The organism is Streptomyces sp. NPDC047042, from assembly GCF_040644035.1.
Lineage (GTDB): Bacteria > Actinomycetota > Actinomycetes > Streptomycetales > Streptomycetaceae > Streptomyces.
In genome coordinates, this window is record NZ_JBEYVP010000029.1 from 1 (window position 1) to 11,761 (window position 11,761).

Below are 11,761 nucleotides of genomic sequence, written 5' to 3' on the forward strand. Positions count from 1 at the left end.
TGGGTTTTTTCCGCCCCCGCCGCCCCGGGGGGGGGGGGGGCGCGGGGGCCCCCCCCCCCCCGGAACGGGATGGGACGGGTTGGGGCGGCGGGGGCGAAAAACCCACCCCCACCCACCCACACCCCTGGAACTAGAACGGCTCGAAGTCGTCAAACTCCTTCTGCGCCTCATCCCGCTCCGCCTGCCGATCCCGCCGCCGCTGCGCCGCAGGCCTCGCCTCGTCGAGCCGATGATCCTCCCCACGCCGCCCCAGCATCTCCGCCCCCGCCATCACCGTCGGCTCCCAGTCGAACACCACGGCGTTGTCCTCGGGCCCGATGGCCACGCCGTCGCCCGCCCGGGCCCCCGCCTTCATCAGCCTCTCCTCGACACCCAGCCGGTTGAGCCGGTCGGCGAGGTAACCGACCGCCTCGTCGTTGTTGAAGTCGGTCTGCCGCACCCAGCGTTCGGGCTTCTCGCCCCGTACGCGGAACAGCCCGTCCTCCTCCTGGACGACGGTGAAGCCCGCGTCGTCGACGGCCTTCGGCCGGATGACGATCCGGGTCGCCTCCTCCTTGGGCTTGGCGGCCCGCGCCTGCCCGACCATCTCGGCGAGCCCGAACGACAGCTCCTTCAGCCCGATGTGGGCGACGGCGGACACCTCGTACACCCGGTACCCCCGCGCCTCCAGCTCGGGCCGCACCATCTCGGCGAGGTCCAGACCGTCCGGCACGTCGACCTTGTTCAGGACCACGATCCGCGGCCGGTCCCCCAGCCCCCCGTACTGCTTCAGCTCCTCCTCGATGATGTCGAGGTCGGAGACGGGATCACGCTCGGACTCCAGCGTCGCCGTGTCCAGCACATGCACAAGCACACTGCACCGCTCGACGTGCCGCAGGAACTCAAGACCGAGCCCCTTGCCCTGGCTGGCACCCGGGATGAGGCCGGGCACATCGGCGATGGTGTAGACAGTCGCCCCGGCGGTCACGACACCCAGGTTGGGCACAAGCGTCGTGAACGGATAGTCGGCGATCTTCGGCTTGGCGGCACTCAGCACCGAGATCAGCGAGGACTTACCGGCGCTCGGATACCCCACGAGCGCCACGTCGGCGACCGTCTTCAGCTCGAGGACGATGTCGTGGACCCCGCCGGGCACCCCCAGCAGGGCGAACCCGGGAGCCTTGCGCCGGGCGGAGGACAGCGCTGCGTTGCCGAGCCCACCGCGCCCGCCCTCGGCGGCGACGTACGAGGTCCCGTGCCCGACCAGGTCGGCCAGCACATTGCCCGCCTTGTCGAGGACGACCGTCCCGTCCGGCACCGGCAGCACCAGGTCCTGCCCGTCCTTGCCGGAGCGGTTGCCGCCCTCGCCGGGCTTGCCGCTGGTGGCCTTGCGGTGCGGGGAGTGGTGGTAGTCGAGCAGCGTGGTGACGGACTGGTCGACGGTGAGGATCACGTCACCGCCGTGTCCGCCGTTGCCGCCGTCGGGCCCGCCCAGCGGCTTGAACTTCTCACGGTGGACGGAGGCACAGCCGTGACCTCCGCTACCCGCGGCGACATGCAGCTCGACGCGGTCCACGAAGGTGGTCATGGGATGTGCCTCCAGTTACGTACGGAAATCTCTGCGCAGGATTCCCTGCTCAGTTGGAACACGCGAAAGGCGGACCCGCTTCCCGTCCGGGAAGTGAGGTCCGCCTCGCGAAAGAACCGATCAGGCGACCGGAACGATGTTCACGACCTTGCGCCCACGGTGGGTACCGAACTCCACCGCACCGGCGGCCAGCGCGAACAGCGTGTCGTCCTTGCCACGGCCGACGCTCGCGCCGGGGTGGAAGTGGGTGCCACGCTGGCGGACCAGGATCTCACCGGCGTTGACGACCTGACCGCCGAAGCGCTTCACGCCGAGCCGCTGAGCGTTGGAGTCGCGACCGTTCCGGGTGGACGATGCGCCCTTCTTGTGTGCCATCTCTCCTCAGTCCCTTACTTCGCAGCCGCGGGGATCTCAGTGACCTTGATCGCCGTGTACTGCTGGCGGTGGCCCTGACGACGGCGGTAGCCGGTCTTGTTCTTGTAGCGAAGGATGTCGATCTTGACGCCCTTGTGGTGGTCCACGACCTCGGCCTGGACCTTGATGCCGGCCAGGACCCACGGGTCGCTGGTCACAGCGTCGCCGTCGACAACGAGCAGGGTCGAGAGCTCGACCGTGTCGCCAACCTTGGCAGTGGAAATCTTGTCAACCTCAACGATGTCGCCGACAGCAACCTTGTGCTGGCGACCACCGCTGCGCACGATGGCGTACACGCGGATCTCACTCTCTCGCTCGGGAACGGCACCCCCGCAGTCCAGCCGCCCGGCAGAAGCGGACGGCCTCTCCCACCGCACCGGATACCCGGTGTTGAGGAGGATGAAGGTTTACGGGGATGTGACGTGCCGTGGATGAAGCTTGGACACGCCGACGCTCAAGATTACGGGCCCGACCTGAACGGGTCAAACTGAGCGGACTTCCCCCCACGCGAGGCACCCAAACACGGCGGCCCGCCCGGGAATGAACCCGGACGGACCGCCGTACCGCTCCTACTGCCTTGCTGCCTTACTTACTGCCTTACAGCTTTCCGCCTCGGCGGGAATCAGCTCTCCGTGCCCGCCGAGACCGACTCCTGCGCCGGGGTCTCCGCCGCGGCGGCCGTCTTCTTCGACGCCGCCTTCTTCGCCGTGGTCTTCTTGGCGGCCGTCGTCGTCTTCTTGGCTGCCGTCTTCTTGACCGCCGCCGTCTTCTTCACGGCGGCCTTCTTGGCCGTGGTCGCCTTCTTGGCGGCGGTCTTGCGCGCCGTCTTCTTTGCGGGGACCGCTTCCTCGGCCTCGACCGTCTCGACAGGCGCCGAAGCCTCGGTGGCCGACGGGACGACCATGACGGCCGCCTCGGCGGACGAGGTGGGCGCGGTGGCCTTGCGCACGGCACGTCGCCGCGGCCTGGCCGGAGCGGCACTCTCGGTCGCCACGGCCTCCGCCGGCGCCTCGACCGGAGCGGGAGCCGCCTCGGGCTCCGCGACCGGCTCGGCGACGACCGTCACCACGGTCTCGGCCACAGCTTCGTCCGCCGTCTTCGGCGAACCGGCCGGCGCAGACACCTTGCGGGTGGCCCGCCGACGCGTACGCCCCTTGGGAGCCGCGTCGTCCTGCACCGCGACCGGCGCCTCGGCAACCGGCGCCTCGACGACCGGGTCCTCGACAGCGACGGGCTCGGCGTGAGCGATCTCCTCCGGAACCACCGGAACCACCGGAACCACCGGAACCACGGGAACCTCAGGAGCGACCGGCGCCACCGAAGCCTCGGCGACAGCGGGCTCGGCCGTACGAGCGTCAGCGGCGGCACGCACATCGGCGCCACGCCCCTGCGCCCCACGGGTCTCGCCCCTGGGCGCCCCCGCAGGAGCCGAGGCGCGCCTGCTCGCACGCCGCCTCGAACGGCCACCGCGGCCGGCCGCGGCCTCCGCCTCGGCGGCGCTGTTGTACAGCTCCTCGTCGGGCTCGAAGACGGGCGCCGACAGCGCGACGGGCGCCGCGACCTCGGCGGCGACCTCCGCCTCGGTCTCCTCGACGGCGTCGGTCTCCTCCTCGGCCCCGTCCAGGATCACGTCGTGCTCGTGCGTGTGCTCGAGCTCGGCACCGCCACGGCCGCGCTTCTTGCGCTTGCCGCCGCCGCCACTGGCGGTCGGCTGCTCCATGTGCACGATGACACCGCGGCCGTTGCAGTGGACACAGGTCTCGGAGAACGACTCCAGGAGGCCCTGCCCGACCCGCTTACGGGTCATCTGGACCAGGCCGAGCGAGGTGACCTCGGCCACCTGGTGCTTCGTACGGTCCCGGCCCAGGCACTCCAGCAGACGCCGCAGCACCAGGTCCCGGTTCGACTCCAGGACCATGTCGATGAAGTCGATGACGACGATGCCGCCGAGGTCGCGCAGCCGCAGCTGGCGCACGATCTCCTCGGCCGCCTCCAGGTTGTTCCTGGTGACCGTCTCCTCCAGGTTGCCGCCCTGGCCGGTGAACTTGCCGGTGTTGACGTCGACGACGATCATCGCCTCGGTCTTGTCGATCACCAGCGAGCCGCCGCTGGGCAGCCACACCTTGCGGTCGAGCGCCTTGGCGAGCTGCTCGTCGATGCGGTACGTCGCGAAGACGTCGACCTCGGAGGTCCACTTCGACAGCCGGTCGACCAGGTCCGGGGCGACGTGGGACACGTACCCGTGGATGGTCTGCCAGGCGTCGTCACCGCTGACGATGACCTTGGTGAAGTCCTCGTTGAAGATGTCGCGCACGACACGGACGGTCATGTCCGGCTCGCCGTACAGCAGGGTCGGCGCGTTCGAACTGCCGCCGCTCTTCGCCTTCTTCTCGATCTCCTCCCACTGCGCCTGGAGCCGCTCGACGTCACGGCGCAGCTCGTCCTCGCTCGCGCCCTCGGCGGCGGTGCGCACGATGACGCCCGCGTCCTCGGGGACGATCTTCTTGAGGATGGTCTTCAGACGCGCGCGCTCGGTGTCGGGCAGCTTGCGGCTGATGCCGGTCATCGACCCCTCGGGGACGTAGACCAGGTAGCGGCCCGGCAGCGACACCTGGCTGGTCAGACGCGCGCCCTTGTGGCCGATCGGGTCCTTCGTGACCTGCACGAGCACCGACTGCCCGGACTTCAGCGCGCTCTCGATGCGCCGCGGCCCGTGGGCCATGCCCAGCGCCTCGAAGTTGACCTCACCGGCGTACAGGACGGCGTTGCGTCCCTTGCCGATGTCGATGAACGCGGCCTCCATGGACGGCAGCACGTTCTGGACCTTGCCCAGGTAGACGTTGCCGACGTACGAGGTCGCCTGCTCCTTGTTGACGTAGTGCTCGACGAGCACGTTGTCCTCGAGGACGCCGATCTGGGTGCGGTCGCCGTACTGGCGTACGACCATCACGCGCTCTACGGCCTCGCGGCGGGCCAGGAACTCGGCCTCGGTGATGATCGGAACACGGCGGCGGCCCTGCTCGCGGCCTTCCCGGCGGCGCTGCTTCTTGGCCTCGAGCCGGGTCGAACCCTTGATCGACTGCACTTCGTCGCTGGGGTGCTCGTCCCGCTTGGCGCGCGGCTCACGGACCTTGACGACCGTGCGCTCGGGGTCGCTGTCGCCCAGGACCGCCTCGCTCTCGCCGGAGGCGTCACCGGCGCGACGCCGACGACGGCGCCGGCGACGGCTGCTGGCGGAACCGGAACCGCCCGGCTCGTCGCGCTCGTCCTCCTCGGCGTCCTCGTCCACCTGGTCGGCGGTGTCGGCGTCCGCGGTGTCCTCGTCGGACCGCGCGGCCTGCTCGCCGGCGTAGTCGTCGTCACCGGACTCGAGGTCGGAGTCGGCGGACTCGCCCCGGCGCCTGCGACGGCCACCGCGGCGGCGGCGCCGGCGCGAACCGGGGCCCTCCTCGCCGTCGTCGTCCGTGTCGACACTGTCCTCGGCGGACTCGTAGGAGTCGGCGTCGTCGACCGACTCCGTCTCCGGCTCGTCGGCCACGACGGGCGCGGCGGCCACGGGCTCCTCGTCGCCACCCCGGCGACGACGGCGCCGGCGCGGCGTCTGCTCCTCGGCGACGGTCTCGACGACCGGGGCCTCCACGGCCTCTTCCTCGGTCTCCGCGAGGTCCTCGGCCGCCTCGGCGGCAGCCGCTGCGGCGGCCCGCTCGGGCGTCTGGAACATCGGCTCGGCGAACACGGGCGCCTGGAACACGGCGACGGCGGGACGCGTGGGACGCCGCCCGCTCTCGTTCTCGCCGTTCGTGACGGCGGGCGTGGGCGCGGAGAACCCGACGGCGGCCTTACGGGCGACCCGCCGACGCCCGCGACGCGGCGACGCGTCCTCGGCGACGGCCTCGGTCTCGGGCTTGACGTCCGCCTCAGGCTCGGCGACCTTCGCGGGCGGCTCCTCCACGGGGGCGGGAGCCTCCGGAGCGGCCGCCTCGGTCACGGCCTCGGCGGCGGGCGTGGAGACCCGGCGGGTGGCCCGGCGACGCGCACGCGGAGCGGGCGCGGCCTCCTCCACCACGGCAGGCGCCTCCACGGCAGCGCTCTCCTCGCCCTTCTCGCCGCTCTCCTCGGCAGTCGGGGCGGACACGGCGGTGGCGGCCGGTTCCTCGGCGGCCGCCTCGGCTGCCTTCGCGGGCGCACCGGCGGGCGCGGAAGCGCGCCGGGTGGCCCGACGCCGCGTACGAGGAGCGGGCGCCTCGGCGGCGGCTTCCGCTGCCGGCGTTTCCTCGGCCTGCTGATCGATCTCCGCGGCCGGTACGGCCGGCGCCGTGGTCTCGGCCGCGGCGGCGGCCTCGGTCCCGGCGACAGGCGGTCCCGCGGGGCGGGACGCGGCGCGGCGCCGACGGCGCGGCGGCAGGGTGTCGCTGGGGGTGTCGTGTGCGGAACCCTCGGTGGGGTCCGAAACAGGTTCGGTCGGTTCAAGCATGCGGGCGGTTCTCCCGTCAGGCTCCCGGGCGCCGCACCTGGTCCGGCTTGGATGCCGGTGACGTCCGCGGCTCGCGCAGTGCGCGGTGCCGCCGTCCGGGGCGCGGGCGCCGCACGGGAGCTCTCTGTGTCCTGTCTCGCCGGTTCCGTACGCCATGTTGCGTACGGCCTGGCGAAAGTCTTGTGGTCGGTGCGCTGCCCGACCCAGGTGGCTCCCGGATACGAGGGCGGCGCTACGACGTGCGTCCCTTCGCGGGACCTTCCTTACGCCGGTGCCTGCGACGCGGCGGCAGTCGGAGCGGCCATGGAGAGGGCCACCGCTGCCTCGCGGTCGGGCGCGAGCGGGTCGGTCACCGTGCCGGTCTCTTCATCGAACAGCCCCTGCGCCAGCCTGGTCACCCCTGCGGGGACCGGCGGCGCCAGGTCGGCCACGGCGCGAAGACCGGACAGGACGTCGTCGGGTCGAACGGCAGGCGTCACGTGCCGAACAACCAGCCGCAGTATCGCACAGGGCTGGTCGGTAGGCCTATCGGCCTGTGGACTATGCGTCTCGATACGTGCGTCACACGCCTCGAGGCCCTCCACCGCGCTTCGGGCGTCGAAGGTCCTCATGCCGTTCTTGGCGAGGCGCTGGACCTCGACGGTCACGGCGGCGTTGAAGGTGTCGACGGCGCGGCGCGCTTCCTCGGGCGCCACACCTTCCAGACGCAGCTCCCACACGGAAGCCGTGAGCCGGTCGGCGAGCCCGGAGGTCCGGGCCTCGACCGCGTCGACGATGTCGAGCCCGGTGGGCAGCGACTCATCGAGCAGCTCGCGCAGTCTTTCGGGATCGCGCGCTTCGGTGAGCGCGATCTCCAGGTACTCCGCCTCACTGCCCGTGCCGGTGGGTGCGGCATTGGCGTACGACACCTTCGGATGCGGCGTGAACCCCGCCGAGTAGGCCATCGGCACCTCGGCGCGGCGCAGCGCACGCTCGAAGGCGCGCTGGAAATCACGGTGGCTGGTGAACCGGAGGCGGCCACGCTTGGTGTAGCGCAGTCGGATGCGCTGCACCGCAGGTGCGGGCGGCGGGCCTTCGGGCTGTCGCTTGCCCAGTGTCGTTCAGTCCTTCGTGAGTGCGGTCGTACTGCTACCTAGAGTACGTCCGTCGGCGCTTCCTGGTTCCCGCCGGGGCATCGGGACCGCCTGCGGGCGCTCCTCCTTCGACTCCCCGAAGAGCATCCGCCGGAAGTCGGCGCGCGCCTGCCGGGCCGAGTCCCGTGCGGCGGTCAGCGCCTGGCGGGCGACCCGGCCCACACTGCGCGCGGCCTCGGCGGCGGGCCGGAGAACCGCGTCCCGTACGACGTGCCCGAGGGGCGTCAGCACCGTCCGGTACGCCCAGCGCACGGGCTCCACGAAGATCCACCGAAGGAGGGTTCCCAGGAACCGTCCGACGGCGAGCGAGATGTGCCCGGCGATGCGCCAGGCATGCCCGATGGCGTCACCGACCTCGCGCCCGATGACGACGAGTACGCGTCCGACAGGCGCCAGGACCCAGCGCCACAGCGCGAGCGCGGGCAGCACGAGAAGGATGCGCAGCACCCAGTACAGAACGAACCCGATGCCGGTGACCACCATGCCGACCAGCCAAGCGACCCCGGCGACCGCCGTACTGACCAGCCACGCGACCCCCCGGGCACACCATGCGACCGCCCTGCCCACCGGCGTGAGGATCCACGCGTACAGCCACTGCGCGGGTACGACCACCAGGTACCGAGCGAGCCACGAGGCGACGGCGAACACCCCGAACCCCATCGCGGCGATCCCTGCCCCAAGCCCCTTGAGCACCCACAGCACCGCGTGCCCCACAGGCGTGAGCACGCGCGCGTAGATCCACCCGAGCCCGGCACCGATCCCCCCGAGCACCCAGGCGATGCCCTGCCCGAGAGGCGTCAGCACATACCGGAAGAACCACACCAGCGGTACGACGACAAGCACATTGCCGAGCCACCCCAGGGCCTTGCCGAGGGGGACGACGACATACCGCCACAGCCCGACGAACGGCCAGACGAAGACGGCCCGCGCGATCCACGCCAGCGCCCGCCCGAGGGGCCGCAGCACCGCGTCCGTAAGGAGGCGCCGGCCGACGACCAGCCCGTCCCACACCATGCGCACCGGCACGACCAGCACAAGCACAACGATCCGCACAGGAATACGAATCGCGACGACCAGGCACCCTTCGGGCTGCCGCTCGGGCTGCCGTGCCTCGACGGCCGGTTTCTCCAGATCCATACCGACAATGACGCGCCGACCCCCCGTCCGGATGCGGTGTATCCGAAAATTGACATCCTCCCTTCCCTGATGGGATGGGATTCCTGGCTCAGGCTGCCTCCGGGAGCAGCGCTCCCAGGGGTCTTACGCCCTCAGCACCAGCCGGGTTGAGACCAGCCCGGACGAGCATCACGCGGGCGGAGTTCTTGTCCCTGGGGGACACCACTGCGCACACGGTGCAGGTGTAGGTACGTTCCGAAAGAGGAAGTGCGTGCGGTTTGCGGCCCATCTCGATCAGGGCCGTCTTGGTGGCGCCGATCGCCGCGTCAGCGGCCTTGCGGGCCATGGCTGTCTTCGCGAGGAACTTCGGCCGGAAGTCCTCGACGGCGATGGCGTCATGGTCGCGTACGACCTTCTTGGCCCACTTGCGGCCGGTGTCCTGCCGCTGTCGGGCGATCTTCGCGTAGGCCTTGGCGCGCCACTTCTTCGCCTCGCGGTAGCCCTTCGAGGCGGCCTGCCCCTTCTTCGGCTTGCGGCTGGCCATCATCCGGTCGTATCGGGTCAGCTTCGCCCGTGCCTTCCGCCCGTGCTGCGGGTGGGGAAGGTCGTGGGTGTCGGATGTGGTGGTAGCGGTCTCCTTGACGCCCCAGTCCACGCCGAGCACGCGCCCCGTGGCCGGGAGTGGCCGAGTGTCGGTGGCGACGACGAACGAGGCGTACCAGTGCCCGACCGCGTCCTGGTACACGCGCACCGATGAGGGGGCGGCCGGGAGTTCGCGGGACCACACGACCGTCAGGCTGATGCCGCCCGCGAGGTGGAGGCGGCCGACCTTCAGCCGGAATCCGCGCTGCGTGTAGTTCAGCGTCGGCAGCGCCTCGCGCTTCTTCTTGTGGCGCGGCATGCCCGCGCGCTGCCACATCGGCAGCCGCTTGTCGATGTCCTTCAGCGCCTTGGAGCGGGACGTGGCGAAGTCCCGGATGATCTGCTGCTGAGGCACCGAAGCGCCTTCACGCAGCCACGGAGTGCGGGCGCGGGCTTCGGTCAGCATCTTGTCGAGCTGTGCGGGGCCGCACGTCAGCTTGTCGCCGGGGTTGGCCTTGTTGTGGGCGTGTACGGCGCGGGACTTGGCAACGGACTCGTTCCAGATCCACCGACAGCGGTCCCACTCGGCCAGCACGGCGGTGTGTGCGGCCGACGACACGCGAAGCCGGTAGGTGTACCGGGCGTGTCCCGTCCCCTCCGCCGCCTTCTGTTGTGTCGCCATAGTGTCACATTACCACTGGCCAGCAGGCGGCAGACCACTACTCTGGAGTCATGGATGAAGAGAAGCGCATCACCCTCCGTCTGCCCGCCGACCTGCACGAGTGGCTGGCCGCTCAGGCCAAGTCCGCCCGCAGGTCCCTCAACTCCGAGATCGTTTACCGCCTGGAGGGCGAGCGCGACGCCGCCGCGGCAGGCGACCAATCGCCCTGAGGGCGATTGGTCTTTCCTTGCCCTGCTCCGCGGGAGTCCGATTTTCCCCGGCCTGAAGGCCGGACCATCATCGGAGGAACCCGGTGATCAGGACGAGGGACGTCGGCCGTAAACCCACGAATCAAGTTTTGCCAAACTATGTGGATGTCGCATGCACTGAAGGCCCTCAACGGGCTGGCCGAGTACTGCACCGCGGCCCTGGACGAGCACAACTGCCCCTCGGTCTCGGTGGCCGTCGTCGAACACGGCGAAGTGCTCCTCGCCGAGGCACACGGCCTCGCGGACGTCACCGCGGCCCGAGGGGCCACCCCCGAAACGGCCTATGCCCTCGCCTCGATCACCAAGCCCCTGACGGCGACGGCGATCTGCGTCGCCGCCGACGAGGGCCTGCTGGACCTGGACACCCCTGTACCCGTGTCGCGCGACCACGGGTGGCCGGCCCCGACCGTCCGACAACTCCTCCAGCACCGGGGCGGATTCGGCGCCCACTACGACTTCCACTACGCCGCCCCCGGCAACGGCGAACAGATCGACGCGACCCCGTACGCGTTCCTCCACCGCCCGCCGGGCACCGCCTTCGAGTACGCCAACCTCGGCTACCGAGCCCTGGGACACCTGCTGGAAACGGCGACCGGCCAACGGCTCGCGGACTTCGTACGGGAGCGAGTGTTCGAACCCCTGGGTCTCACCGCCCTTCACATGGGCCCCACCTATCCAGGCCCGGCGCCTCGGGCGACGCGGTACACGCCTGACGGCCGCGCCTATCCGCCGTACTGCGACACCAGCCACCCCGGCGCGACCCTGGGCTGGGCCCCCGCGGCCCAACTGGCGCTCTTCGCCCAGTCGTACGACCGTCTGCTGAAACCGGAGACGACGGCGGCCGTCCGCGAGGCCCGCCCGGTCAACGCGAGCGTCGGATACGGGCTCGGCTGGTGCCTGTCACGTGGTGCGGGACCCCTGGTGCAGAGTCACGGCGGGGGCATGGGCGGAACGGCGGCGATCGTCGTGACCGTACCCGAGCGGCGCCTGTCGGTGTCGGTACTGACCAACAGCACTGACAAGACGGCCCGCGACCTGATCACCCACCATATCCTCGACGCCCTCGTCCCCGGCTTCGCCCCCGAGTCGATCTCTCCCTTCACCGACGACCCGGCGCGCCCCGTGAACCTCCCGGCAACCGACTGGCGGGGCTCGATCAGCACCCCCGAGGGAGACCTCCCGGTGTCGCTGATCCACTTCCCGGAGGACGACCGGGTCCGTCTGCGGCTGAACGGCGAGAGCGCGGAAGCCCCGGCGAGCGCGTCACAGACCTATGCCCTCCAGGCGGCCTTCCCTCTGCAACTCCCCACGGCGGACGCCCGGATCAACAGCCCGGCCCTGTCACTCCACCTCCACCACGACAACGGCATCCTCAGGGGTGTGGCACGGGCCTACAAGTCCGGTGACACGGAGGGCCTGCTGGGCAACCTCCTCACGCACCCCTGCCGACTGAGCCCCCGCTGAACCCACTTGGCGCCCGGCGCACATCTGCTTGACTGCCATCCGTGGCGAAGACTCTCGGTGTGCCCAGGCCCGACCAGGCGT

9 protein-coding genes are annotated in these 11,761 nt (G+C 70.8%); 2 read left to right on the top strand and 7 right to left on the bottom strand.

Translation table 11 applies throughout. From position 1 onward, the window contains the following. Positions 1–130: 130 nt before the first annotated feature. The 7 genes from obgE to ABZ855_RS30705 all read right to left on the bottom strand — a co-directional run bounded on the left by obgE (position 131) and on the right by ABZ855_RS30705 (position 9,968). A complete protein-coding gene (obgE, locus tag ABZ855_RS30675) occupies positions 131–1,567 on the bottom strand; it encodes a GTPase ObgE (protein ID WP_360812345.1) in 1,437 nt (478 codons plus the stop codon). A gap of 120 nt (positions 1,568–1,687) precedes the next feature. Beyond that, positions 1,688–1,942, bottom strand: coding sequence for a 50S ribosomal protein L27 (gene rpmA, locus ABZ855_RS30680; RefSeq protein WP_006374707.1), 255 nt, complete (start codon positions 1,940–1,942; stop codon positions 1,688–1,690). A 14-nt stretch (positions 1,943–1,956) separates the two neighbouring features. Then, complete coding sequence (gene rplU, locus ABZ855_RS30685; RefSeq protein WP_007381993.1) at positions 1,957–2,277, bottom strand: 50S ribosomal protein L21; 321 nt, start codon at positions 2,275–2,277, stop codon at positions 1,957–1,959. A 326-nt stretch (positions 2,278–2,603) separates the two neighbouring features. Further along, on the bottom strand, positions 2,604–6,455 hold the full coding sequence (locus ABZ855_RS30690; protein WP_360812347.1) for an Rne/Rng family ribonuclease: 3,852 nt from the start codon (positions 6,453–6,455) through the stop codon (positions 2,604–2,606). A 263-nt stretch (positions 6,456–6,718) separates the two neighbouring features. Beyond that, a complete protein-coding gene (locus ABZ855_RS30695; RefSeq protein WP_360812349.1) occupies positions 6,719–7,507 on the bottom strand; it encodes a TIGR03936 family radical SAM-associated protein in 789 nt (262 codons plus the stop codon). A 48-nt stretch (positions 7,508–7,555) separates the two neighbouring features. Beyond that, positions 7,556–8,725: a hypothetical protein gene (locus tag ABZ855_RS30700; protein ID WP_360812351.1), complete on the bottom strand. Its 1,170-nt coding sequence runs from the start codon at positions 8,723–8,725 to the stop codon at positions 7,556–7,558. 88 nt (positions 8,726–8,813) lie between these two features. After that, positions 8,814–9,968: a transposase gene (locus tag ABZ855_RS30705; RefSeq protein WP_360812353.1), complete on the bottom strand. Its 1,155-nt coding sequence runs from the start codon at positions 9,966–9,968 to the stop codon at positions 8,814–8,816. Between the two features lie 8 nt (positions 9,969–9,976). Here ABZ855_RS30705 and ABZ855_RS30710 point away from each other — a divergent pair, with 8 nt between their 5' ends. Next, positions 9,977–10,177, top strand: coding sequence for a toxin-antitoxin system HicB family antitoxin (locus tag ABZ855_RS30710; RefSeq protein ID WP_360812569.1), 201 nt, complete (start codon positions 9,977–9,979; stop codon positions 10,175–10,177). Between the two features lie 144 nt (positions 10,178–10,321). Next, a complete protein-coding gene (locus ABZ855_RS30715; RefSeq protein ID WP_360812355.1) occupies positions 10,322–11,680 on the top strand; it encodes a serine hydrolase domain-containing protein in 1,359 nt (452 codons plus the stop codon). Positions 11,681–11,761 lie beyond the last annotated feature (81 nt).